Source organism: Streptomyces sp. NBC_00510, assembly GCA_036013505.1.
In the GTDB taxonomy this organism is placed as follows: Bacteria; Actinomycetota; Actinomycetes; order Streptomycetales; family Streptomycetaceae; genus Actinacidiphila.
Genome location: CP107851.1, coordinates 1,062,231 through 1,084,891 on the forward strand (window position 1 = coordinate 1,062,231; position 22,661 = coordinate 1,084,891).

The window sequence follows — 22,661 nt, forward strand, 5'->3', positions numbered from 1 at the left end:
CCAGGCCGTCCGTCCCCCTCCCGCTCCCGACCGCGGGGCGGGGACGGACGGCGTTTCCCGGCCGTCCCCGACGGCGCCGGCGGCGGTTCAGCGCGTACGGAGGTACTCCAGCCCCCTCTCGCGCAGCGACCGGTGCAGGCCGTCGTACGCGGGCGAGCCGTCCAGCACGGTCTTCGGCAGCTTGGCGACCACGGTGTAGTTGGTGTCGACCACGTTCCCGATGGGCGCCAGTCCGGCCTGGCTGACCAGCTGGTACGCGTCCAGCTGGTGCAGGCCGGTCAGGGAGGACGTCCAGCCGACCAGGTCGTGCTGGCTGATCCGGTAGGCGTCCTCCAGCGGCCGGACCGACCCGGTCGACATCAGGAAGCGGTCGTCCTCCAGGCGCGGCCAGGCGGGCGCGCCGCCCTTGAGCAGGTCGATCACGACCACGGTGTGCATCGCGGCCTCGACCGCGGTGCCGCACACCTCGCCCTCGCCCTGACGGCAGTGCCCGTCGCCGATCGCCAGCTGCGCCCCGGGCACGTTGACGCCCAGGTAGAGGGTGGTGCCGGCGCGCATCTCCGGGGTGTCCATGTTCCCGCCGTGCGCGCCCGGGGTGATGCTCATGACGACCTCGCCGGCGGCGGGGGCGACCCCGACGGTGCCGTGCATCGGGTCGAGGGGCAGCTCGACCGTGTGGTCGGAGAAACGGGCCCGGAACCGGCAGCTGTTGCGCTCGCGGTCGATCCCGTACCGCCAGACGACCTCCTCCAGCGGGTCGTGCAGCATCGCCGTGGAGTGCGTCGCGGTCAGCGCGCCGAAGTGCGGGAAGGTGGTGGACACCGCCCAGTCCCGGGCCGGCGCGATGTCGACGAAGTGGACGGCCAGGGTGTCCCCCGGCTCGGCGCCCTCGACGTGGATCGGGCCGGTGACCGGGTTGAGGTACGGGAACTCGCACACCTTGCTCGGGAGGTCCTCGGGGCCCCGGACCAGGCCGCCGAAGCAGTCCTCCGTGAAGAGCTCCACGATCGTCCCCGGCCGTACGCGCAGCAGGGGCTCGCGGCCGCCGAAGGCGTAGGCGTACTGCTCGGGCGACGGGTGGAGGCGTACCACTTCGAGGTCGCTCATGACGGTTCGGCCTCCTCGGCCAGGGTGGTCTCGGAAGGCTCGGCGGGCAGTTCCGGGCGCCGGCCCGCGATCAGCAGCCCCACCAGCAGGGCCGCACCGATCGCCAGCCAGAGGAAGCCGAGCCGCTGGGCGGTGACCTTCGCGTTGACGACGACGAAGGTGAGGATCCCGAAGCCGATCAGCGGCGCGATCAGGTGGCGCCACCAGTCGCGGCTGCCCTGCCGGACGACGTAGTGGACGACGACCGATACGTGCAGCACCAGGAAGGCGGTCATCGCGCCGAAGTTGACCAGCGAACTGAGCAGGGTGATGCCGTCGTCGCGGGAGTTCATGTACAGGCCCAGCCCGAGCGAGACCACGGCGACCAGCAGCGTCGCGTTGACCGGGACGCGGCGTCGGGGGTCGATCTCGGCCAGGAAACGGGGCAGTTGACGGTCCCGGGCCATCGCGAACAGCAGCCGGGACGTCGCCGCCTGCGCGACCAGGGAGTTGGCGAAGCCCCAGGCGATCGCGGTGGCCAGCGCGCTGAGGGTGCCCAGCCAGCGGCCTCCGGCGACCTCGGCCGCGTCGTAGAAGGCGGTGCCGCCCGGGTCACCCTCCTTGATCAGCGTCGGCGCCTCGGGCACCAGCATCGCCGCGATCCAGGTCTGGACGATGAACAGCACACCGGCGAGCAGCAGCGCGGCCACCATGGCCCGGCCGATCGCCCGGGCGGATTCGCGGTTCTCCTCGGCGAGGGTGGAGATGCCGTCGAAGCCGAGGAAGCTGAGCACGGCGATCGACACCGCCCCGAAGATCAGGGACCAGGAGAAGGTGCCGGAGTCGTAGAAGGCGTGCAGGCTGAAGCTGCCCTTGCCCTGGGCGAGCGCGGCGATCCCGAAGGCCAGGAAGATCGCGAGGACGACGAGTTCGGCCACGAGCATGATCTTGTTGATCCGGGCCGTCATCTCGATGCCGAGCCAGTTCACGACGGTGTTGAGGACGACGAACCCGATCAGCCAGATCCACACGGACACCGACTCGACCAGCGAGTTCATCGCCACCGCGGCGATCAGGTAGAGCAGCGCCGGGACCAGGATGTAGTCCAGCAGGATCATCCAGCCGGAGAGAAAACCGAACGGCCTGCCGATGCCCCGCCCCGCGTAGGAGTAGACCGAGCCGGCCATCGGGAAGGCCCGGGACATCTGCGCGTAGGAGTGCGCGGTGAACATCATCGCCAGCATGCCGATGGCGTAGGCGAGGGCGACCATGCCGCCCGAGCCCTGGAAGACGCCGCCGAAGATGCCGAACGGCGCGATCGGCACCATGAAGACCAGGCCGTAGACCACCAGGTCCCGGAAGCCCAATGACCGCGCCAACTGCTGGGTGTAGCCGTACTTCTCGAGATCTTGCCCTTGAGGTGCGCTGTCGCTCACGTCGCCTCCCCGGCGGCCGCGGTCCCCTGACTGGCGGGGTGATCTTAGGGTCCGCGGCCGACGCAGGGGAACGCCCGTGCACAGGGATTCTGACGGAACATGAGATGTTCCCGGGCGCCGTCACCCGGCCGGGCCGGACGACCCGATGACGACCACGCGCGCCCAGTCGGGCGGCGTGTCCGGTACGTAGTCGGGATCGTGCTCGCGCCACGAGCGGCGCCCGCCCTGGCGGGGGAACAGGCCCACGACCGTGCGGCAGGCCGGGCGCGCGTCCGGCCAGGGCGTCTGACCGTCGGTCAGCACCACGACGACGTCCGGCCGGGGCCGTGTGCGCAGCGCCCGCGCGAAGCCGCTGCGCAGGTCCGTACCGCCACCGCCCACCAGCGGGATGTCCTCGGCACGGCACAGCGGGTGGGCGATCCGGGCCGCGGCGTCGCACGGCACCACGGTGACCAGGTCGCGGCGGCCGCCCACGGCGCGGGCGATGGCGGCCACTTCGAGGAGCGCGCTGCCCAGTTCGGCGTCACTGACGGAGCCGGACGTGTCGATGACCACGCACACCCGGGGCGGCCTGCGGCGCAGGCTCGGCAGGACGACGCCGGGCACACCGGCCGACCGGCGCGAGGGCCGTCCGTAGCTGTAGTCCTGGCCCGCGCCGGAACCGGAGGCCGCCGAGCGCACCGCCGCGCCCAGCAGTTCCCGCCACTGCTGAGGCGGGTGGAACGCCTCCTCCGCCCACCGCCGCCAGCTCTTCGGCGCATGGCCCGGGCGGCCGTTGATGGCCTGCGCCACGCGGAAGCGGACGCCGTCCCGTTCCTGCTCGCTCAGGCCGTGGGCGCCCTCCGGGCCGAGGTCCCACTCGCGTTCGAGGCCGTCCGCGCCGCTGCCGCAGTCCAGCCAGACGAAGTCCTGCGTGAGCGGGCCGATCCCGAACCGCCCGAGGTAGTCCTCCATGAGCTGCCCGTCGGGGAGTCCCAGGGTCCTGGGGAGGACGGCGCCCCGGGGCGTGTCCAGCCCGTCCCCGAAGGCGTCGTCGTTGACCTCGCAGTCCGCGGCGATGTTCATCCGCAGCCGCTCCGCCGGGCCCTCCAGTCCCTGCTCCCGTGCGACGCGGTCACCGCGCCCGTGGTGGTCGCGCAGCAGGTGCGACACCTCGTGCACCCACACCCCGGCCAGTTCTTCGAGCGGCGTGCGGTCCACGAACCCCGGTGAGACGTAGCACCGCCAGTGCGGGTCGACGGCCATCGTCGGTACCCGCCGGGACTCCACGACGTGCAGCGCGAACAGGGCCGTCGCCAGATAGGGGCGGACCCGGGCGGCGTACAGCCGGGCGGCGAAGAGCTTCTCGAGGTCCAGCGCCACCGGCGCCTGCGCGTTCACCGGCCGGCCTTCGCGACGAGCCCGGCCCCGGTCCGGTCGGCGGCCCGGTCGGCGCGCCGGGACAGGGACACCACTCCGGCCAGCCGCTCGATGGCCGCGGGGACGTCCCAGTCCTCGCGGCGCAGCGAGGCGAGCGTGGTCGCCGGGACGACGACCAGATCCGGGGCCCCGGTCTCCAGGGCCCGGACCAGCAGGGCCCACGCCGCGTCCCATCGCGACTTCTCCGGCCGGTTGCGGACGGCGTCCACCACACCGTCCAGGACGGCCTGGCGCAGGTCCCCGCGCTCGGGCAGGACGGCGCCGGCCGGGTCGGCGAGCAGTTCCTCGGGGTCGGGGAGGTCCATCCGGTCCATGCTCGCCAGCAGCTCCAGCCCCGGACCGTCCCCGACGGCACCCCTGACGAGCAGGGAGAGCACGTCCCGGGAGGCGTCGGCCGCGGTCGCGAAGGCGATCAGGCACAGCGTCATCTCCCAGCTCCGGGGGGACGGCCAGGCGCCGCCGCGGCGGGTCTCGTTGGTGGGGAGGCGGTGGACGAGGCCGGGGCGGGCGGCGAGGAGCCCGCACACCGCGCGGCGGGCGAAGTCCACGGCACCGGGCAGCTTGCCGGGGTCGAGCCGTGGCAGCGTCGCCCGGGGCCAGGTCCCGCCGAGGCCGCGGACCACGACGTCGTGGTCGTGGGTCCACTGGAGGTGGACGAACCGGTTGGCCAGCGGCGCGCTCAGTTCCCAGCCGTCGGCCGCTGAGGAGCGGGGGTTCGCGGCGGCCACGATCCGGACCCCGGGCGGCAGCCGCAGGGCGCCGATCCGCCGTTCGAGCACGAGACGGAGCAGGGCCGCCTGCACGGCGGGCGGCGCGGTGGACAGCTCGTCGAGGAAGAGCAGGCCCCGGCCGGCCCGGACCAGGCGGACCGCCCAGTCCGGCGGGGCCATCGGGACGCCCTGTTCGGCGGGGTCGTCCCCGACGACGGGCAGCCCGGAGAAGTCGGACGGCTCGTGGACGCTGGCGATCACCGTGGTCAGCGGGAGGTCGAGGGCGTCGGCGAGCTGGGTGAGCGCCGCGGTCTTGCCGATCCCGGGCTCGCCCCACAGGAGCACGGGCAGGTCGGCGGCGACGGCCAGGGTGAGTGCCTCCAGCTGGGTGTCGGGGCGCGGTTCGGTGGTGGTGTCGCGCAGCAGGGTCAAGAGGGCGACGGCGACGTCGAGTTGGGGCGCGGCGGCCGGATCGGCGGGCAGGGTGGACAGGGCGGACGTGGACATGGGTGATCACCTCGGGGGTTCATGAAGCCGAAAGGGGTACGGGGGCGGGCGCGGGGACGCCGCGCACGCCCCGGGGTCAGCGGGAGGTGCGCTGCCGCGGCTGCGGCCGGCCGGGGCGGGAACGGGTGCGGGGTGCCGGGAAGCGGTCGCGCGGCGGAACCCGTCCGGGGGCGGGCCCGGCGAGACCTGCCCTGAACAGGCCGTAGGCGATGCGCCGTTGGGCGGCCGCCTCCAGTTCGTCCCGCAGCGGGCCGTCGCGGAGCACCGCGCCGGGACCGAGCAGGCCCTCGACGACGGCCAGCGCGCCGGCGGTGTCGCCGTGGTCCAGGCGCGCCCGTACGTCGGCGAGTGATTCCGGACGCCGGTGCGCCCGGTCGATCGCCTGCAGGCAGGGCAGCGGCGTGCCGGTCAGCGCGATCAGCAGTTCCTCGCGGCGGATCTCGTCCGGGTCGTGGTCCAGCGCGGTCAGGACGCCGTCGACCAGGCCGATCCGGTGCGGTGCGCCCCGGCACTCCACGACGCGCGGTCGTCCCGGCCGCCCCCGCGGCAGGGACGGACCGGACGGCGTGTGATCCGGCACGAGCGCGGCGGCGACCAGTGGGTGCAGCCCGTCGGCGCCGATCAGACCGGCGTCGAGCAGTTCGAGGTCCGGCGGCACCCAGGTCGCCGCTTCCGGCAGCACCGGCAGCGCCCATGCGCCGCCGCCGTCCGCGGGCGCCGCCGTGATCCGCGCGGTGGGCGCCCCCGTGCCGTCACCGTCGCCGGTCACGTCCACCAGCAGCCGGTGGCGGGAGCCCAGGCGCACGGTGACGGCACCCGTGGTCCGGCCCTCGGCACGCAGCACCAGCCGCGCCTCGTCCTCCCACCGGTCGACCGCGCAGCGCTGCTGCGGCGGCAGTGGCCCGGGCGGGTCCGGGTCCGGGAGGGGAGGCAGGTCGGCGGGCCGGCGGCCGGTTCCGGCGCGCAGCGGCAGTTCACCGGTTCTGCGCGCGTCCCACAGGTGGCGGTGCAGGTCGAGACGGAACCGCCGGTGGGGACGCGCGTGCGGATGGTGGAGGGCACCCGCGTCGGGGTGGTCCGGGTCCCACAGCGCGAGGCTGATCCGCTGCCCGCCGTCCGCCCACGCCGGCGGGGTCCGGACGACGAGGTGCACGTGGCCGCCGCCCTCCGGCCCCGCGGCCCCGTACCGGGCCAGGGCGATGGTCAGGCCCGGACGCAGCAGACCGTCGGGGGCGACCCTGGGCATGTGCCAGCGCAGCAGGTCGGGGACCAGATGGCGGAGGTCGGCCCGTACCCGGGCCGCGAGTTCCCGGCCGTGGGTACGGGCGAGGGAACGCAGGTTGAGGTCGACGTCGATGCCGGCGGAGGCACAGGCCCCGGCCCAGTCACCGTTACGGCGGCGGGCGGTCGCGGTCTCGACCATGGAGGGCGGCACGGCGAACTCGCGCACGCGCAGCCAGAAGGAGAGGCGGGAATCCTCGTTCGCGGTCTGAGTGAGCATCAGCACTCACCTTGCGCGGACGGGTCCCCCAATCTGGAAGGAGAGTCAGTCGTCATCGCGGGGAGCATAGCGTTTCCCGTCACGATCTGTCAGGCCCTCACCCGGCACCGACGTCCCGGCACCGGGCCCCGCCGGGCTCCGCGGGGGCCGGGTCACGTCACGGAGCGGATGGTGCCGCCGTCCACGCGGATCGTGGCGCCGCTGATGTAGTCCGAGTAGGGGCTCGCCAGGTAGGCGACGGCGCCCGCGATCTCCTCGGGGCGGCCGAAGCGGCCGATGTCGTTGGGCACGAAGTCCCGCGCGGCGTTGCGCTCGATCTCCTGCCACGACCGGCCCCAGCCACGCTCCGGCGCGATTCCGGTGATCAGGTCCTGCACCGCGTCGACGAGGATCGCCCCGGGGGAGACCACGTTGGAGGTCACCCCGGTGTCCTTCAGTTCCCGCGCCAGGGAGACGGCCAGGTTGTGCCGCGCGGCGAGCGACGCGTTGTAGTGGGGCTGCATCGCGATCGGCTGCGAGGCGAGCCCGCCGCCGATCTGGATCACCCGGCCCCAGCCGCGCCCGCGCATCCCGGGCACCAGCCGCTGGATCATGCGGACGCCCGAGACCACATTGACCTCGTACGTCCGCAGCCACTCCGCCGCGGTGGCCTCGGCCCAGCCGACGTGGTCGTACGCACCGGCGTTGTTGACCAGGACGTCGACCTCGCCCGCGACGCGGGCCACGGCGTCGGCACCCTCGTCCGTGGCGAGGTCGCCGATCGCCACGGCGACCGCGCCGGTCTTCTCCGCCACCTCACGCGTGCGCGCCTCGTCCCGTCCGTGCACCACGACGTCGGCGCCCTCCGCGGCGAGCAGCTCGGCGATCGCCGCGCCGAGGCCGGAGCTGGAACCGGTCACGAGGGCCCGGCGGCCGGTCAGGTTCAGATCCATCGCAGTGTCCTTCCGATCATGTATACACCCGTAGACATGACTCCAGTCTACACTCGTCAACATGACGACTCCGCGACGCCGCGACGCGGCCGCCACCAAGGAGGCCATCCTGCGTGCGGGCATCGAGGCCTTCACCCGGCACGGCTACGACGGCGTCGGGGTGCGGGAGATCGCCAAGGCCGCCGGGGTCACCGCGATGCTGGTGGGCCGCTACTTCGGCTCCAAGGAAGGGCTCTTCGCCGAGGTGGTGGAGGCGTCCATGACCGAGCGCACGGTCCTCACCAGCGACCCGGCCACCCTCGCCCGTGACGTGGCCGCCGCACTCGTCCGCCGGACCGCGCCGGAGGCCGACAGCCTCGACCCGTTCCTCCTCATGCTGCGCTCGGCGCCCAACCCCCGCGCCGCGGAGATCCTGCGGGCCGGCATCGAGAACCACGTCGAGGCCCATCTGCTCGACGTCGCACCGCAGTTGCGGGGGACCGACCGCGCCGCCATGGCCCTCTCGGTCGTCGCGGGCTTCTGGCTGATGCGCACGATCATCGGCAGCACCGCGCTCAACGGCACCGACGAGCCGGCCCTGGCCCGGAGGCTGGAACAGGTGTTCGCCCTGCTCCTCGACGGCTGACCGCACTCCCGTTTTGCCCGGTCTTTGCGGCCCCGCGGAAACAGAATCGCGGGGCCCGGGGTTGCGACCTACATGGCGACTCTTGGACTGATCGGCAGCGGATCCATCGGCGGCACCCTGGCGCGGCTCGCCGTGGACGCGGGCCTGGACGTGGTGCTCAGCAACTCACGCGGACCGGAGACCCTCGACGGCCTGGTGGCCGAGCTGGGCCCCCGGGCGCGCGCGGCGACCCCGGCGGAGGCCGCCGCGGCGGGCGACTGGGTCGTGGTGACGATCCCGCTCAGGGCCTTCGACCAGGTCCCCGCGGCCCCGCTGACCGGGAAGACGGTCATCGACACCGGCAACTACTACCCCCAGCGCGACGGCCGGATCGCCGCGCTCGAGGACGGGACCAGCACGGAGAGCGAACTGCTCCAGGGCCACCTGCCCGACGCCCACGTGGTGAAGGCGTTCAACAACATCTTCTTCCGCCACCTGGCCGCGCTCGCCCGTCCGAAGGGCTCGCCCGACCGGACCTCCCTGCCGATCGCCGGCGACGACCCGGTCGCCGTCGCGCACGCGACGGAACTCCTCGACGTGCTCGGCTACGACGCGGTCGGCTACGGTACCCTCGCCGACAGCTGGCGTTCGCAGCCCGGCACCCCCGTGTACGGCCTGCCCTACGCGGGCGGCGAGGCCGACTTCTCGAAGGCCACGGCGACCCCCTCGTCCGCCGACACGATCCGGGCCGCTCTCGCCGCCGCCACCCGCTGAAGGACGGACCCCGCGGCACCGCCGACGGCGCCGGAGGACACGTGACCGATCCGCTGACCGACATCCTGGGCCTGCTCGACCTGCGCAGCGCACACTTCGCCCGGCTGGAGGCCCAGGAGCCGTGGGCCGTCGGATTCACCGGCTACCGGCACATCAAGTTCGGCGCCGTGCTCCTCGGCAGCTGCCGGATCGCGGTGGCCGGGGCCCCGGAGCCGGTCACCCTGAAGGAGGGCGACTGCTACCTGATCGGCGGCGGCCGCGGCTACGAACTGGCGGGCGGTCCCGAGGTCCCGGCGGTGCCGAGCGACGAGGTCTTCGCCGGTTTCAGGCCCGGGAACACGGTCCGGATCGGCACGGCGACCGACGCGGTCCTGGTGGGCTGTGGATTCGACCTCGACGAGGCCAACGCCGCCGTGCTCCTGGACGTGCTGCCGCCCCTGATCCACGTCGGCGCCGGGTCCACCGCGGCGGAGGGCATCCGGGCGGCGCTCGAACTGCTCCGCGCGGAGACCGACGAGCCCGCGCTCGGCACCCCCTTCGTGACCGAGCGTCTGGCGCACGTCCTGCTGGTCCACCTGCTCAGGGCGCACGTCGCCGAGCACGGGCCCGAGGGCGGCGCCTGGCTCACCGCGCTCGCCGACCGCCACGTCGGGGCCGCGCTGGGGCTGATGCACGACCGGCCCGCGCACCCCTGGACCGTCGCCGAACTCGCCGGGAAGAGCGGGATGTCGAGGTCCCGGTTCGCCGACAGGTTCACCAGGACCGTGGGCGTCCCGCCGCTGGAGTACCTCGCGGGCTGGCGCATCCGCTCCGCGGCGCGGGAGCTGAGGACGGGCGACCGCACCGTCGCCTCGATCGCGGCGCGCTGGGGGTACGGCTCCGAGAGTTCGTTCAGCCACGCCTTCAAGCGCGTCATGGGGTCGTCTCCCGGGCGCTACCGCGCGGAGGGACCGCACCGCCCCGAAGAGGCGCGGTGAGGGCCCCGGAGATCTCCGGGGCCCTCACCGGCCGGGGCGCGCCGGTCAGTGGCCGGCGTCGGTGGTGATCAGCTTGGCCAGCTCCACGGGCATGGACAGGAAGGGCGAGTGGCCCGAGGGCAGCCGGTGGGTGCGCTGCGCGCGGGCCGCCATGCCCTCCTGGAACTCCGGGGCGAGCGCCGTGTCCCGCTCGGTGAGGATGTAGGTGGAGGGCACGGTTTTCCAGGCGGCGGCGGTGAGCGGTTCGCAGAAGGACCTTGCCGTCTGGAAGACCAGGCGCGCGATGGCGTCCTCCGCGTCATGCGGTGCGGCGTCCCCATAGAAGGCGGCCTTGGCGTCCTCGTAGTGCCCGTGCGCGGACAGCGAGGCGACACCGGCGCCGGAGATCTTGCCACCGCTCATGCCGTCGATGGACTCGCCCTCGTCCAGCACGAAGGCGGAGAGGTAGACGATGCGGGAGACGTTCGGCGCGTCCGCGGCGGCCTGCGTGACGGGGATGCCCGCGTAGGAGTGGGCGAGGACGGTGACCGGGCCGGCGACGGCGTCCAGGCGCTCGCGGACGGCCCGCGCGTCGTCGTGCATCCCGGCCGTGTTCCCTTCGTCGGGCGAGGCGCTCGGCAGGTCGACGGTCTCGACGCGCCAGCCCAGCGCGGTGAGTTCGGGGACGAGCCTGTCGAAGCACCAGGCGCCGTGCCAGGCGCCGTGGACGAGGAGGATGGCGCGGCTGTTGTCTGCAGTGGTCATGTGAGGCCTTTGATACACGGTCGGGAACGCGGACGTCGGTGACGCCGTCCGTCACCGACCGTAGTTCCGGGGCCTGCGGCGGACCATGCGCGTCCGTCCGGCGTTCTTGAGCGCACGTCCCGCGTACGCGCGCGGGGCGGAGCGGCACCCGGCACCGGGGGCCGGTGTCCGGGCGCCGCCGAGGAGTGCCGCGAGCGTCAGCTTGTGCCGTGTGCCGTGTCCCCGCTCCCGTAGCGGCGCCGGAACCGCTCGACGCGGCCGGCGGTGTCCACCACGCGGGCGGTGCCGGTGTAGAACGGGTGGCTCGCGGAGGAGATCTCCACGTCCACGACGGGGTAGGTGTTGCCGTCCTCCCAGACGACGGTCTTATCGCTGGTCATCGTGGAGCGGGTGAGGAAGGCGAAGTCCGCCGCCCGGTCGCGGAAGACGACGGGACGGTAGTCGGGGTGGATGCCGGGTTTCACGGGTTCTCCGAGACGTGTCGTGCGGCCCGCGGGGGCCGGTGGTGGGGTGTGCCGGGGGGCGGTGTCACCAGGAGGCCTTGCGCACGCCGGGGAGGTGGCCCGCGTGGGCCTGGGCGCGCAGGTTGATCCGGGAGAGGCCGAACGCCCGCAGGTGACCGCGGGGCCGCCCGTCGAGGGCGTCCCGGTTGCGGAGCCGGGTGGCGCTGGCGTCGCGGGGCTGCCGGTCCAGCTCCCGCCGCGCCGCGGCCTTCTCCTGCGGGGTGGCGGTGGGGCGGCGCAGGACGTCCTTCAACTCGGCGCGCCGGGCGGCGAACCGCGCGACGACGGCCTTGCGCCGCTCGTTCTTCGCGATCTTGCCGGTCCTGGCCATCAGACCCTCCCGCCCCGCGCGCGGATGACGGCGACGGCCTTCTCGATGCCGATGCGGTCCACCGTCCTGATGCCCTTGGCGCTCAGCGTGAGCCGGACGGTGCGGCCCTCGCCGGGCAGCCAGTAGCGCTTGTGCTGGACGTTCGGGTCGAAGCGGCGCCTGGTGCGCCGGTGCGAGTGCGAGACGGAGTTGCCGAAGCCGGGCTTGCGACCGGTGAGTTGGCAGTGTGCGGGCATGACGGTCCGTTCTGTCGTCCGGTGGGCCGGCGGAGCACCCACCGAGCTTATTGGAAATGAAAACCAATTCTGTATAGTACCCGCCATGGCTCGCACCGATCTACGCCCCGTCATCAAGCTCCGCTCCACCGCCGGGACCGGCCACACCTACGTGACCCGCAAGAACCGCCGGAACGACCCGGACCGCCTGGTCCTGCGCAAGTACGACCCGGTGGTCCGGCGCCACGTCGAGTTCCGCGAGGAACGCTGACCCGCCCCGCCCACCCGCCCCTCCCCCGACACGAAAGGCACCTCCCGTGGACAGCAGCCCCAAGCTGCCCGTCGTCCTCGTCGGCGGTCTGCACGCCGAGGCCCGTCGCGCCGCGGTGCGCGAACTCCTGCACTCCACCGCCGGAGCCCTCGCCCTCCACCACGACCTGCGGCCCGCCGTCGGCAGCCCCGTCCGGCGCGTGCTCAGCGACCGGGACGGCGTCATCTCCCGCACGGACACCGAGCTCGTGAACGACTGCGCCTGCTGCGCGCTCCGCGCGGACCTGCTCCCCGAGCTGCTGCGGCTGGCCGCGGACCCGTCCTGCCGGCTCGCCGTCGTCGAGCTGTGGGACTCCGTCGAACCGCAGGCGATGGCCGAGGTCCTGGTCGGCACCCCGCTGCCCGACGGCACCGCCTCGGGGCGCCTGCTGGCGGCGGCCGGCGTGGTCACCTGCGTCGACCCCGCCCTCCTGCTCGACCACCTCGGCTGCGGCGACGACCTCACGGAGCACGGCCTCGCCGTCGCTCCCGGCGACCACCGGACCGTCGCCGACACCCTGGCCCGGCAGCTCGAGTACGCCGGCGTCCTCGCCCTGGCGCCGGGTGACACCGCGGACCCCGGGGACATGGAACTGCTCACCCAGCTCCACCCGACGGCCCGTCAGGTCACCATCGGCGCGGGCCGGCTGGCCCCCGCCGCCCGCTCCGGCTTCGACGTCGCCGCGGCCGCCTCACGGCAGCATCCGGCCTGCGCCCTGCTGCCCCAGGAGGCCGACGCCCACGGCGTCGCCACCCTGGTGTGGCGCGCCGCCCGCCCCTTCCATCCCGGCCGGCTGCACGCGGCGCTGGAGGACCTCAGCTGCGCCGCCGCCCGTAGCCGCGGCCGCTTCTGGCTGGCCGACCACCCCGACACCCTGTTCTCTTGGGAGGCGGCCGGTGGTGCGCTGTGCATCGAGGACGTCGGGCCGTGGCTCGCCGCGCTGCCCGACGCGGCGTGGGAGACGGTGCCGGCCGAACGGCGCGTGGCGGCCGCCCTGGACTGGCATCCCGAACATGGCGACCGCGGCCAGCACCTCGCCTTCACCTCGCCCGGCCTCGACCGCGAAGGACTGACGGCCACCCTCGACCGCTGCCTGCTCACGGACGCCGAGTACGCGGCCGGACCGGCCGGCTGGCGCCGCCTCCCCCACGCCTTCGACGACTTCCTCGACGACGCGGCCTGAACCGCACGCCGCCACGACCACGGAGACAGCACCATGACGACCGTCCACACCGCCACGGCCAAGGGCGAGGGCAGGGGCAGGGACGCCCGCAAGCCCCGCCCCAATCCGCTCATCGCCGCGGGCATCGAGTACGTCGACTACAAGGACACCGACCTGCTGCGGAAGTTCGTCTCCGACCGGGGCAAGATCCGCAGCCGGCGGGTCACCCACGTCACCGCCCGGCAGCAGCGGGCCCTCGCCCGGGCGGTGAAGAACGCCCGCGAGATGGCCCTGCTGCCGTACGCCTCCCGCTGACCGCGCGCCCACCCGTACAGGAGACCCCGATGGCCGTACCCAAACGCAAGACCTCCCGCAGCAACACCCGTCACTGCCACGCCCGTTGGAAGGCCGGGGCTCCCCACCTGGTCCCCGTCACCGTCGACGGCCGCGAGCAGTCGGTGCCGGTCCACCTCGTCGCTGCGTTCCGGCGCGGCCTGCTGCCCGGGCGGGACTGACGGCGCCGCGCCGGACCGTCAGCGCCGGTGCCACTCCTCGGCCAGGAGCCGGTGGGAACGGACCCGGTCCTCGTGGTCGTGGGTGATGGTGGTCACGATCAACTCATCGGCGCCGGTGGCCTCCTGGAGCTGCTCCAGCTGGTCGGCGACACGCTGCGGCGAGCCGACGAACTGGGTCTCGACCCGGTCGGCCACCAGCGCCCGGTCCGCCTCCGTCCACGGGTGCGCCCGGGCCTGTCCGGGGGTGGGGAACTCGATGGCGCCCTCGGCGGTCCGGATGCTGCGGACCCAGGGGGCGTAGCCGGTGGCGAGCTCGCGGGCCCTCGCGTCGTCCTGCGCGACGACGACGTCGGCGGACACGCTGACGTAGGGCTTGTCGAGCACGCCGCCGGGCTGGAAGGCGGCACGGTAGCCGTCGACCGCCTCCAGGACGCTGCCCGGGCTGACGTGGTAGTTCGCGGCGAAGTGCAATCCGTGCCGGCCTGCGACCTCGGCGCTCTGGCCGCCGCTGCTGCCGAGGATCCACACCTGGACGTCGGCGCCCTCCCCCGGCACGACGTGCGCCTCGACGCCGTCCTCCGAGCGGTAGGTGCCGCGCAGCAGCGCCAGGATGTCGTCGACCTGCTCGCCGTAGTCCTGGGAGCGGGCGCCCGGCTGCTGGAGCAGGTGCCGCTGGAGCGCGATGCGCGGTGAGCCGAGCAGGTGCTCGAAGGAGAACTTCGGCGGGATCCGCAGCCCGCCCGGCGCCCGGCCGTCCACGACGGGTGTCGTGGTCGGCACCGGCTCCGGCGTGCCGCCCGGCGGGCGGCCGCCGGAGCGGCCGAGCCCCAGGTCGAGCCGCCCAGGGTGCAGGGCGTCGATGAGGCCGAACTCCTCGACCGTGGACAGGGCGGTGCGGTGGCCGAGCTGGACGGCTCCCGAACCGAGCCGGATCGTGGAGGTCGCGGCCGCGGTGAGGGCCAGCAGGACGGCGGGCGAGGTGCCGGCGACACCGGGGTTGAGGTGGTGCTCGGCGAACCAGTAGCGGGCGTAGCCGGACTCCTCGGCCCGCCGCGCGAGGTCGATGCTGTTGCGCAGGGCGTCGGCGGCCGTGGAGCCGGAGGATATCGGGACGAGGTCGAGGACTCCGAGCGGTGTGCGGGACACGATGGGCGTTCTCCTCAGCGATGGGCGGGTTCGGGCGAGGACGGGGCCGGGCCCCAGGCGAACGGCGGGTCAGGGATGGCGCGCCGCAGCACCGGGGCGACCTCGGACTGGAAGAGCTCGAGCGAGCGGCGGTGCCGGTCGTGGGACAGCCCGCCCGCGTCCGCGTGGACGTGCAGCACCGTGTGGCCGAACCGCTCGTGGTAGCGGTGGACCTTGTCGACGACCTGCTGCGGGCTGCCGACCAGCGCCGAACTGCGCGCCACGAAGTCCTCCAGCGTCGGGAAGACCGGTTCCAGGCCGAGCCGCTTCTGGAACGCCGACTGCCCCTCGAACACCGGACGGTAGGCGGCGACCGCCTCCTGGGAGGTACGGGCGACGTACAGGCCGGCCGTCCCGGCGCCGACCGCGATGCGGGCCGGGTCGTGGCCGTGGTGGGCCCAGCGTTCGCGGTAGTGGCGGATCAGTTCCGCGTACGGCTCGACGGGGTGGGTGACGTTCGCCGAGAACAGGGGGTCCCCGTAACGCGCGGCGAGGTCCACCGACTCCTTGCTGGTGGCGCTGCCGTGCCACACCCGGATCGGCTGCTGCAGCGGCCGCGGCCACGCCTGCGCGTCCTTCAGCGCGGGACGGAACCGGGTGTCGGCGGTCACCTTCCCCTCCCGCCAGAGGCGGCGGAACACCTCGTAGCTCTCGGCGTTGCGGTCCCACTGGTCCTCGGGGGTGACGTGGAACAGCTCGCGCTGCGCCGTGCCGTTGCCCTTGCCGATGATCAGTTCCAGGCGGCCGCCGGAGAGGTGGTCCAGCGTCGCGTAGTCCTCGTAGGCCCGCACCGGGTCGAGGAGGCTGAGCGTGGTCACCGCGGTGAACAGCCGGATCCGGGAGGTGAGGGCGGCGATGTGGCTGAGCACGACGGGTGGTGAGGAGGAGAGGAACGGCCGCTCGTGGCGCTCCCCCACGCCGAAACCGTCGAAGCCCAGTTCCTCGGCGAGCAGCGCGTTGTCGAGCACCTCGCGGAACCGCGCGGCGGTCGGCTTCAGCGCCCCGGTCACCGGGTCCGGGGCGTGCACGATCAGGGTGATGGCCAGGAACCTCACGACGCGGCCCGCTCCGCCGCGGCGTCGGCGTCGGGGTGGGCGAGACCGAGGTGGTCGCGCAGCGTCGTCCCATCGTAGTCGGCTCGGAACGCACCCCGCTCCTGGAGCAGCGGGACGACGGTGTCGGCGAAGGCGTCCAGGCCGCCCGGGGTGACGTGCGGGACGAGGATGAAGCCGTCGGCGGCGTCGCCCTGCACGAAGTCGTCGATGGTCGCGGCGACGGTGGCCGGGGAACCCACGAAGGACTGGCGGTTGCCGGTCTCGATGACCAGGTCGCGGATCGACCACTTGTGGGCGGCTGCGAGCTCCCGCCACTCGCGGGCGGTGGTCAGCGGGTCACGGTACATGCGCACCTGGGCACGGCCGCGGGCGACGGTGTGCTCTCCGGGATCGGGGTCGATGTCCGGGAGCGGGCCGTCCGGGTCGTAGGCGGACAGGTCGCGGTTCCACACGAACTCCAGGTGCTTGATCGCGGTGGCCCCGCTGACCTGCTGCCGCCGCACCTCGCGGGCCAGTTCGGCGGCCTCGGCGTCGGTGTCGCCGAGGACGAAGGTCGCGGCGGGCAGGATGAGCAACTGCCCGGGGCTGCGGCCGTACTTGGGCAGGCGGCCCTTGACGTCGCGGTAGAAGGCCCGGCCCTCCTCGAACGTGCTGTACCGGCTGAAGATGGCGTCGGCGTCGGCGGCCGCGAACTCCCGGCCCTCCTCGGAGTCGCCGGCCTGGAAGATCACGGGGCGCCCCTGCGGGCTGCGCGGGACGTTGAACTGCCCGTGGATGTCGAAGTGGTGCCCCTTGTGCACGAAGGATCCGGCCCGCGCGTCGCGCAGGAAGGTGCCGGTCGCCCGGTCGGCGACGATCTCGTCGCCCTGCCAGGAGTCGAGGAGCTCGCCCGCGGTGGCCAGGAACTCCCTGGCGCGGGAGTAGCGCTCCTCCTGGGGGAGGAATCCGTCGCGGCGGAAGTTCTCCCCGGTGAAGGCGTCCCAGGAGGTGACGACGTTCCAGGCGGAGCGCCCGCCGGAGAGGTGGTCGAGGCTGGCGAACTGCCGGGCCACCTCGTAGGGCTCGTTGAAGGTGGAGTTGATGGTGCCGGTGAGCCCGATGCGCTCGGTGACGGCGGCGAGCGCGGCGAGGACGGTGAAGGTGTCGGGGCGGCCGACCACGTCCAGGTCGTAGATCCTGCCTCCCTGTTCGCGCAGGCGCAGGCCCTCGGCGAGGAACAGGAAGTCGAACTTGGCGCGTTCGGCGGTCCGGGCGAAGTGCGCGAAGGAGCCGAACTCGATGTGGCTGCCGGCCTGGGGGTCACTCCACACGGTGGTGTTGTTGACGCCGGGGAAGTGGGCGGCCAGATGGATCTGCTTGCGCGGCTTGCTCATGGCGTACGGTTCCTCCGGCTCAGGCGGTCGCGCTGGTGGCGGCGTAGCGGTTGGCGGGGCGGGCCAGACCGAGCAGGCCGCGCAGGGTGCGGGCCTCGTAGGCGTCCCGGAACGCGCCGCGGCGCCGCAGTTCGGGCACGAGCCCCCGGGTGATGGCCGGCAGGTCGTGGCCGATCACCGCGGGGCGCAGCCGGAAGCCGGTGAGCCCGGCCCGCCGCCACTCCAGCAGCAGGTCCGCGAGGCCGGCGGGTGTGCCGGCGAAGACCTTCGCGTCGCTGATGTACGGCGTGCCGGCGAGGCCGTCCAGCCGCTCCAGGCGGGCCCGCGCCGCTCCGGCGTCGTCGTCGAGGAGGACCACGAGGTCGCCGAAGACGTGCAGGGGCTCGCGCTCCCGGCCAGCCGCCTCCTGTGCGGCACGTATCCCGGTGACGATCGCGCGGGCCTGGTCACCGTCGTGCGGGGTCACGTATCCGATGTCCGCGGAGCGGGCCACGAGCCGGAACGGCACGTCGCTGTGGGCGAGGGCGCTGACGACGGGCTGGCCCTGGGGCGGCCGGGGTGTGATGGAGGGGCCCTTGACGCTGAAGTGCCGGCCCTCGAAGTCGATGTAGTGGAGCTTGTCGCGGTCGATGAAGCGGCCGGTGGCGACGTCGCGGATCTCGGCGTCGTCCTCCCAGCTGTCCCAGAGGCGCCGCACCACCTCGACGTAGTCGGCCGCCTCGTCGAAGAGGCCGGTGACCAGCTCCCGTACGGCCGGGGTGTCCAGCTCCTCGATGCCGAACGGGGGGATGGCGCGCCTGCCGAAGTGCGCGGCCTCGTTCCGCCGGGCCGAGACCTGGACGCGCAGACCGGCCCGGCCGGTGCTCACGTAGTCGAGGGTGGCGATGGCCTTGGAGAGGTGGAACGGCTCGGTGTGGGTGGCGACCACCGTCGGCACGAGACCGATGTGCCGGGTCAGCGGGGCCACGCGCGCGGCGATCAGGACGGCGTCCAGGCGGCCGCGCACCTGGTCGGTTCGTCCGTCGGGTTCGGTGAAGTGGGAGGACTGCGGACCGAGGGAGTCCTCGATCGTCACGAAGTCGAGCAGCCCCCGTTCGGCCTCGGTGACCACGTCCTGCCAGTAGCGGGCGGTGAGCAGTTCCCGGGGCCGGGCCGTCGGCTCACGCCAGGCGGCCGGGTGCCAGCCGGCCCCGTCGAGGGCCACGGCCAGGTGCAGCGGGGCGTTCGGCGAGGAAGCGGGAAGTGGGTACGGCGAAGGGATGTCCGAGGACATGGGAGGGGCCTTCCTGATCGACCACGGGTCTCAGCGGCCCTCGTCGGGAGGGCCGGCGGCGGGAGCGGGGGTCAGGAACGACAGAGGGAGGCGGCCACGCGCTGCAGGTCGATGTGCGCGCGGGAGTAGAGCAGGGGACTGCGGGGTCGGGCGGGGACCACGACGGACGCGCGGGACGGCGTCGGCACGGACCTCACCTCCGCTCTGTCCGGATACGGCGGGCGGCACGGCGCCCGTACTTCTCCTGTCAACGGAACGCCTTCCCTAGCCGGTCTGTTCCCCCGGGCCGCCCGGGGTTCGCAGGAAGAGGAAGGTCGTCCGGCGGCGCAGGGTGAAACCGATCGACTCGTAGAGCCGGATCGCACCGGTGTTGACGGCGGCGGCATGGAGGAACGGGGTCTCCCGGCGGTCCCTGATCCCCGCGGCGACGGCCCGTACCAGCCGGGTCGCCAGGCCCCGGCCACGGTGACCGGGGTGGGTGCACACCGCGCTGATCTCCGTCCATCCCGGGGTCCGCAGACGTTCCCCGGCCATGGCGACCAGCCGTCCGCCGTCCCGGATGCCGAGGTAGGTGCCGAGTTCGACGGTCCTGGGGAGGAAGGGGCCCGGCTTGGTGAGGGCGATGAGTTCCAGGATCTCGGGGACGTCGGCGGCGCCCAGCCGCACCGCCTCCGGGGCGTGTTCGGCGCGTAGCGAGGTGTCGACGAGCTGCACCCCCACCCCGCCCTCGACGAGTTCCCATCCGTCCGGCGGCTGCTGGGCGCCGGTGACCGCGACGGCGGCCCCCGGCCCGGCGAGTACGGTCAGGTCCGCCCAGGCCCGCGGATCGGCCGGGTCGGACAGCGCGGTGAACGGGGAGACGTCGGCGGGGTAGCGGGCGGCGCGGCCGACGCGCTCGGCGAACCGGGCGTGCGGACCGGTGAGTGCCGCCCAGGCGGGGTTGTCCAGGACGTGCGGTGCCGCCGGGCTGTGCGGGCGGTCCGCGGGGATGCTGAGGGACATGGCTGCCGGATCTCCGTACGGTCGTGCGGCGGACGGGGCGTCAGGAGTTGTCGAGCGGCAGTCCGGGCGGGTCGACCTCCGAGGTGCCGACGGCCTCGTTGGACAGGTTCCAGGCGGCGAGCCACTTGGCGTACTGCCCGTTCTCGATCAGGTGGTTGATCGCTGCCGCGACCGGCTTCGCGAGCCCGCTGTCCTTCTTCGCGGTCGCGGCGATCAGGCCCTGGAGGCTCGCACCGGCGCCGGAGAACTTGCCCGCGTTGCGGGTGGGGTGGGGGGTCGTGGCGACCTGGGTGATGTGGTACGCGATGCCGGGGTTGGGGCCGAAGTAGGCGTCGATCTTCCCGCCGCCGAGCGCCAGATAGGTGCTGTTGTTGTCGGGGAAGTACTTGACGGTCAGCTCCTTGCCCTCCGCCTGGAGCTTCTTCCGCCACTCCAGCAGGATCTTCTCCTGGTTGGTGCCGGAGCCGACCGCGACGGTCTTCCCGGCGAGGTTCCGGTAGTCGTCGGCGAAGTTCCAGGTGCTGTCCTTGAGGACCTCGAAGGCCAGGTTGTCCTCCCGGTAGGAGGCGAACTCGTACTTCCGCTTGCGTTCCTCGGTGTCGGTGACGTTGGAGAAGGCCACGTCGACCTTGCCGCTGTCGATGCCGACGAAGAGGTTCTCCCACGTCGAGTTCTTGAGCTGGGGCTTGAGCCCCAGCACCGCCGCGACCAGACGGCCGAGGTCGGGTTCGGCGCCGGTGAGGGTCTTCTGGTCGCTGCCGACGTACGCCAGCGGCGCGAAGCCGGCGGGCAGCGCGCCGACGCCGATGACCAGCTCGCCCTTGTCGGCGACGGCCTTGGGCAGTCCGGCGCTGATGGACTTCACCTCCGTCACCTTCAGCGTGGTCTCCTTGGCCGCGCCGTTGGACAGGCTGCCCACGGTGACCGTTCCGGCGGAGGATCCCGCGCCGATGGTGGCGGAGGCCTCGCTGTCACTCCCGCAGGCGGCGAGTCCGCCGGCGAGGAGGGTGAGGGCGGCGGTGGCCGTCAGGGTACGGATGAGTCTGCCGCGAGGGCGAAGAGTGCGCATGGCCGTCCTTGTCCGTTGTCTGTCGTTCGTCGTTCGTCGTTCGTGTTCGTCGTTCGGTGGTCCGTGGAGCGCGGGGAGGCGGTCAGAGGACCTTGCTGAGGAATTCCTTCGTCCGCTCGTGTTCGGGGTGGTTCAGCACCCGGTCGGGCGGGCCCTGTTCGACGATCCGGCCCTCGTCGAGGAAGACGACGCGGTCGGCGACCTCCCGGGCGAAGCCGATCTCGTGGGTGACGATCACGAGGGTGGTGCCGCTGGTGGCCAGGTCCTTGATGACGGACAGCACCTCGCCGACGAGCTCCGGGTCGAGGGCGGAGGTGGGTTCGTCGAAGAGGATCACGCCGGGGCGCAGCGCGAGGGCCCGGGCGATGGCCACGCGCTGCTGCTGGCCGCCGGACAACTGCCGGGGATAGGCCGCGGTCCGGTCGGCCAGCCCCACGCGGCCGAGCAGGGTGCGGGCCAGCTCGCGCGCCTCCGGCTTGCGCAGCCGGCCGGTCGCCACCGGGGCGGCGGCCACGTTGTCCAGCACGGTGAGGTGCGGGAAGAGGTTGAAGTTCTGGAAGACGAAGCCGATCCGGCTGCGCTGGGTGAGGATCACCCGCTCGCTCAGTTCCCTGAGCCGGGTGCCGTGCCGGCGTACGCCGATGAGCTCCCCGTCCAGACTGACGTGACCGGCCTCGGGCTTCTCCAGGTGGTTGATGACGCGCAGCAGCGTGGACTTGCCGGAACCGGACGGCCCGATGACGACGGTGACCTCTCCGGGCCGGACCGTCAGGCTGATCCCGTCCAGCACCCGGTGGGCGCCGTACCATTTGTGCACGTCGTGGACCTCGACGGCGGCCGGGCGTATGTCGGTGGTCATGTCGCGGTCTCCGTCCGGACGCGGGCCCGCAGGTCGCCCAGGGCGATCCGCAGTTTCTGCAGGGGGGTCGGCGGGACGGTGCGCAGCGCGCCGCGCGAGTAGTGCCGCTCGACGTAGAACTGGACGACGGAGACGACACTGGTGAGGATCACGTACCAGACGGTGGCGACCAGCAGCAGCGGCACGATGTCGCCGGGGTAGGTGCTGCCCATGCTCTGGACCGAGCCGAACAGGTCGAGCAGCGAGACGTAGAAGACCAGCGAGGTCCCCTTGATCAGCCCGATGAGCTGGTTGACGTAGTTGGGGACGACGGACCGCAGCGCCTGCGGAAGCACGATCCTGGCGAACTGGTAGCGCTTCGGCAGGCCGAGCGCGGCGGCCGCCTCGTGCTGCCCCTGGTCCACCGAGAGGATTCCGGCCCTCACCACCTCCGAGGCGTAGGCCGCCTCGTTGAGGCTCAGACCGACGACGGCCACCACCATGTCGGTGGCGAGCCTGGACTCGTCGAAGGTGAGGAAGGCCGGCCCGAAGGGCACACCCAGGCTCAACGTCCGGTACAGCGCGCTGAAGTTGTACAGGAACAGCAGCACGACGATGAGCGGCACCGAGCGGAACAGCCAGGTGTACGTCCAGCTGACGGCGCGCAGCACCGGGCTGCCCGAGAGCCTGGCCAGTGCGAGGGCGATCCCGCCGAGCAGGCCGAGCACCGCGCTGTACGCGGCCGCCTCCAGGGTGATGAGCAGCCCGTCCAGGATCACCGGCCGGACGAACCAGTACGCGAAGCGGTCCCACTGGTAGAAGGGGTTGGTCACCAGGCCGTGGGCGATCTGGGCGACGAGCACCAGCACGACCGCCGTGGCGATCCAGCGTCCGCGCCGCCGCAGCGGCAACACCCGCTGTGCGGTGGGCGGTCGTGGTGCGGGAGGCGTTGCGTCGGCGGGTGCCCCGGGCGGGGGCGGCGCCGGGCGGGAGGACACGGCGGTGCCGGGTGGTTCGGTCATGGGGGACTCCAGCGGTTCGGTACGCCCCGGTCGCGCACGCGGCAGCGGCCCCGCCGGGATCGGGCGTCCGGCGGGCGTGGCGATGGGGCGGGGAGGCGGGCGGAGCGAGCCTGGGCGG

The 22,661-nt window shown here is 73.4% G+C and carries 24 protein-coding genes and 1 pseudogene; 7 read left to right on the forward strand and 18 right to left on the reverse strand.

The window, feature by feature from the left end; translation table 11 throughout:
• Positions 1–87: 87 nt before the first annotated feature.
• The 6 genes from OG937_04670 to OG937_04695 all read right to left on the reverse strand — a co-directional run bounded on the left by OG937_04670 (position 88) and on the right by OG937_04695 (position 7,591).
• Complete coding sequence (locus OG937_04670; GenBank protein WUD71020.1) at positions 88–1,107, reverse strand: acetamidase/formamidase family protein; 1,020 nt, start codon at positions 1,105–1,107, stop codon at positions 88–90.
• Positions 1,104–2,522 carry an APC family permease gene (locus OG937_04675; protein WUD71021.1) on the reverse strand — a complete coding sequence of 473 codons (1,419 nt, stop codon included), beginning with the start codon at positions 2,520–2,522 and terminating at the stop codon, positions 1,104–1,106. The genes OG937_04670 and OG937_04675 overlap by 4 nt, the downstream gene beginning before the upstream one ends.
• Before the next feature lie 120 nt (positions 2,523–2,642).
• Entirely contained in the window at positions 2,643–3,902 is a 1,260-nt protein-coding gene (locus OG937_04680) for a VWA-like domain-containing protein (protein ID WUD71022.1), read from the reverse strand.
• Positions 3,899–5,158 (reverse strand): MoxR family ATPase, encoded by a 1,260-nt coding sequence (locus OG937_04685; protein WUD71023.1) that lies wholly within the window; start codon positions 5,156–5,158, stop codon positions 3,899–3,901. Before OG937_04685 ends, OG937_04680 begins: the two co-directional genes overlap by 4 nt.
• Before the next feature lie 76 nt (positions 5,159–5,234).
• Entirely contained in the window at positions 5,235–6,659 is a 1,425-nt protein-coding gene (locus tag OG937_04690) for a hypothetical protein (protein ID WUD71024.1), read from the reverse strand.
• A gap of 152 nt (positions 6,660–6,811) precedes the next feature.
• Complete coding sequence (locus tag OG937_04695) at positions 6,812–7,591, reverse strand: SDR family NAD(P)-dependent oxidoreductase (protein WUD71025.1); 780 nt, start codon at positions 7,589–7,591, stop codon at positions 6,812–6,814.
• 61 nt (positions 7,592–7,652) lie between these two features.
• Between OG937_04695 and OG937_04700 the strand changes: the two are divergent.
• The 3 genes and pseudogenes from OG937_04700 (at position 7,653) to OG937_04710 (ending at position 9,946) form a co-directional block, all read left to right on the forward strand.
• Positions 7,653–8,207 (forward strand): annotated as a pseudogene (locus OG937_04700) (TetR family transcriptional regulator).
• 81 nt (positions 8,208–8,288) lie between these two features.
• Complete coding sequence (locus OG937_04705) at positions 8,289–8,969, forward strand: NAD(P)-binding domain-containing protein (protein ID WUD71026.1); 681 nt, start codon at positions 8,289–8,291, stop codon at positions 8,967–8,969.
• 41 nt (positions 8,970–9,010) lie between these two features.
• Positions 9,011–9,946 carry an AraC family transcriptional regulator gene (locus OG937_04710; GenBank protein ID WUD71027.1) on the forward strand — a complete coding sequence of 312 codons (936 nt, stop codon included), beginning with the start codon at positions 9,011–9,013 and terminating at the stop codon, positions 9,944–9,946.
• Positions 9,947–9,991: 45 nt separating this feature from the next.
• On the opposite strand, the gene OG937_04715 is transcribed toward OG937_04710, so the two are convergent.
• The 4 genes from OG937_04715 to rpmB all read right to left on the reverse strand — a co-directional run bounded on the left by OG937_04715 (position 9,992) and on the right by rpmB (position 11,760).
• Positions 9,992–10,690, reverse strand: a complete 699-nt coding sequence (locus tag OG937_04715; protein WUD71028.1) for an alpha/beta fold hydrolase — start codon at positions 10,688–10,690, stop codon at positions 9,992–9,994.
• Positions 10,691–10,887: 197 nt separating this feature from the next.
• Positions 10,888–11,154 carry a type B 50S ribosomal protein L31 gene (locus OG937_04720; GenBank protein ID WUD71029.1) on the reverse strand — a complete coding sequence of 89 codons (267 nt, stop codon included), beginning with the start codon at positions 11,152–11,154 and terminating at the stop codon, positions 10,888–10,890.
• Positions 11,155–11,218: 64 nt separating this feature from the next.
• Complete coding sequence (gene rpsN, locus OG937_04725) at positions 11,219–11,524, reverse strand: 30S ribosomal protein S14 (GenBank protein WUD71030.1); 306 nt, start codon at positions 11,522–11,524, stop codon at positions 11,219–11,221.
• Positions 11,524–11,760, reverse strand: a complete 237-nt coding sequence (rpmB, locus tag OG937_04730; protein ID WUD71031.1) for a 50S ribosomal protein L28 — start codon at positions 11,758–11,760, stop codon at positions 11,524–11,526. The genes rpsN and rpmB overlap by 1 nt, the downstream gene beginning before the upstream one ends.
• Before the next feature lie 85 nt (positions 11,761–11,845).
• On the opposite strand from rpmB, the gene rpmG reads away from it, so the two are divergent.
• Genes rpmG through rpmF form a run of 4 tightly spaced genes read left to right on the forward strand, consistent with a single transcriptional unit; the run spans position 11,846 to position 13,726 of the window.
• On the forward strand, positions 11,846–12,010 hold the full coding sequence (gene rpmG, locus OG937_04735; GenBank protein ID WUD71032.1) for a 50S ribosomal protein L33: 165 nt from the start codon (positions 11,846–11,848) through the stop codon (positions 12,008–12,010).
• A 46-nt stretch (positions 12,011–12,056) separates the two neighbouring features.
• Positions 12,057–13,232 carry a GTP-binding protein gene (locus OG937_04740; protein ID WUD71033.1) on the forward strand — a complete coding sequence of 392 codons (1,176 nt, stop codon included), beginning with the start codon at positions 12,057–12,059 and terminating at the stop codon, positions 13,230–13,232.
• A 33-nt stretch (positions 13,233–13,265) separates the two neighbouring features.
• Positions 13,266–13,526 (forward strand): 30S ribosomal protein S18, encoded by a 261-nt coding sequence (gene rpsR / locus OG937_04745; GenBank protein ID WUD71034.1) that lies wholly within the window; start codon positions 13,266–13,268, stop codon positions 13,524–13,526.
• Positions 13,527–13,555: 29 nt separating this feature from the next.
• A complete protein-coding gene (gene rpmF / locus OG937_04750; protein WUD71035.1) occupies positions 13,556–13,726 on the forward strand; it encodes a 50S ribosomal protein L32 in 171 nt (56 codons plus the stop codon).
• An 18-nt stretch (positions 13,727–13,744) separates the two neighbouring features.
• Here rpmF and OG937_04755 read toward each other — a convergent pair whose 3' ends face one another.
• The 8 genes from OG937_04755 to OG937_04790 form a co-directional block, all read right to left on the reverse strand.
• Complete coding sequence (locus OG937_04755; GenBank protein WUD71036.1) at positions 13,745–14,872, reverse strand: LLM class flavin-dependent oxidoreductase; 1,128 nt, start codon at positions 14,870–14,872, stop codon at positions 13,745–13,747.
• A 14-nt stretch (positions 14,873–14,886) separates the two neighbouring features.
• Positions 14,887–15,966: an LLM class flavin-dependent oxidoreductase gene (locus OG937_04760; protein WUD71037.1), complete on the reverse strand. Its 1,080-nt coding sequence runs from the start codon at positions 15,964–15,966 to the stop codon at positions 14,887–14,889.
• Positions 15,963–17,339 (reverse strand): NtaA/DmoA family FMN-dependent monooxygenase, encoded by a 1,377-nt coding sequence (locus OG937_04765; protein WUD71038.1) that lies wholly within the window; start codon positions 17,337–17,339, stop codon positions 15,963–15,965. Before OG937_04765 ends, OG937_04760 begins: the two co-directional genes overlap by 4 nt.
• 19 nt (positions 17,340–17,358) lie before the next feature.
• Positions 17,359–18,612 carry an LLM class flavin-dependent oxidoreductase gene (locus tag OG937_04770; GenBank protein ID WUD71039.1) on the reverse strand — a complete coding sequence of 418 codons (1,254 nt, stop codon included), beginning with the start codon at positions 18,610–18,612 and terminating at the stop codon, positions 17,359–17,361.
• 264 nt (positions 18,613–18,876) lie between these two features.
• Positions 18,877–19,614, reverse strand: coding sequence for a GNAT family N-acetyltransferase (locus tag OG937_04775; protein ID WUD71040.1), 738 nt, complete (start codon positions 19,612–19,614; stop codon positions 18,877–18,879).
• Between the two features lie 40 nt (positions 19,615–19,654).
• Positions 19,655–20,683 (reverse strand): ABC transporter substrate-binding protein, encoded by a 1,029-nt coding sequence (locus OG937_04780; protein WUD71041.1) that lies wholly within the window; start codon positions 20,681–20,683, stop codon positions 19,655–19,657.
• Between the two features lie 82 nt (positions 20,684–20,765).
• Entirely contained in the window at positions 20,766–21,542 is a 777-nt protein-coding gene (locus OG937_04785; GenBank protein ID WUD71042.1) for an amino acid ABC transporter ATP-binding protein, read from the reverse strand.
• Positions 21,539–22,543 carry an amino acid ABC transporter permease gene (locus tag OG937_04790; protein ID WUD71043.1) on the reverse strand — a complete coding sequence of 335 codons (1,005 nt, stop codon included), beginning with the start codon at positions 22,541–22,543 and terminating at the stop codon, positions 21,539–21,541. The genes OG937_04785 and OG937_04790 overlap by 4 nt, the downstream gene beginning before the upstream one ends.
• Between the last annotated feature and the right edge of the window lie 118 nt (positions 22,544–22,661).

Bases quoted from the DNA above. Each gene is read 5' to 3' on its own strand.
- OG937_04770 (WUD71039.1), bottom strand. From the start codon at position 18,612: ATGTCCTCGGACATCCCTTCGCCGTACCCACTTCCCGCTTCCTCGCCG.
- OG937_04785 (WUD71042.1), bottom strand. From the start codon at position 21,542: ATGACCACCGACATACGCCCGGCCGCCGTCGAGGTCCACGACGTGCAC.
- OG937_04715 (WUD71028.1), bottom strand. From the start codon at position 10,690: ATGACCACTGCAGACAACAGCCGCGCCATCCTCCTCGTCCACGGCGCC.
- OG937_04690 (WUD71024.1), bottom strand. From the start codon at position 6,659: ATGCTCACTCAGACCGCGAACGAGGATTCCCGCCTCTCCTTCTGGCTG.
- rpmG (WUD71032.1), top strand. From the start codon at position 11,846: ATGGCTCGCACCGATCTACGCCCCGTCATCAAGCTCCGCTCCACCGCC.
- OG937_04765 (WUD71038.1), bottom strand. From the start codon at position 17,339: ATGAGCAAGCCGCGCAAGCAGATCCATCTGGCCGCCCACTTCCCCGGC.
- OG937_04705 (WUD71026.1), top strand. From the start codon at position 8,289: ATGGCGACTCTTGGACTGATCGGCAGCGGATCCATCGGCGGCACCCTG.
- rpsR (WUD71034.1), top strand. From the start codon at position 13,266: ATGACGACCGTCCACACCGCCACGGCCAAGGGCGAGGGCAGGGGCAGG.
- OG937_04775 (WUD71040.1), bottom strand. From the start codon at position 19,614: ATGTCCCTCAGCATCCCCGCGGACCGCCCGCACAGCCCGGCGGCACCG.
- rpsN (WUD71030.1), bottom strand. From the start codon at position 11,524: ATGGCCAGGACCGGCAAGATCGCGAAGAACGAGCGGCGCAAGGCCGTC.
- OG937_04790 (WUD71043.1), bottom strand. From the start codon at position 22,543: ATGACCGAACCACCCGGCACCGCCGTGTCCTCCCGCCCGGCGCCGCCC.
- OG937_04685 (WUD71023.1), bottom strand. From the start codon at position 5,158: ATGTCCACGTCCGCCCTGTCCACCCTGCCCGCCGATCCGGCCGCCGCG.
- rpmF (WUD71035.1), top strand. From the start codon at position 13,556: ATGGCCGTACCCAAACGCAAGACCTCCCGCAGCAACACCCGTCACTGC.
- OG937_04670 (WUD71020.1), bottom strand. From the start codon at position 1,107: ATGAGCGACCTCGAAGTGGTACGCCTCCACCCGTCGCCCGAGCAGTAC.
- rpmB (WUD71031.1), bottom strand. From the start codon at position 11,760: ATGCCCGCACACTGCCAACTCACCGGTCGCAAGCCCGGCTTCGGCAAC.
- OG937_04695 (WUD71025.1), bottom strand. From the start codon at position 7,591: ATGGATCTGAACCTGACCGGCCGCCGGGCCCTCGTGACCGGTTCCAGC.
- OG937_04780 (WUD71041.1), bottom strand. From the start codon at position 20,683: ATGCGCACTCTTCGCCCTCGCGGCAGACTCATCCGTACCCTGACGGCC.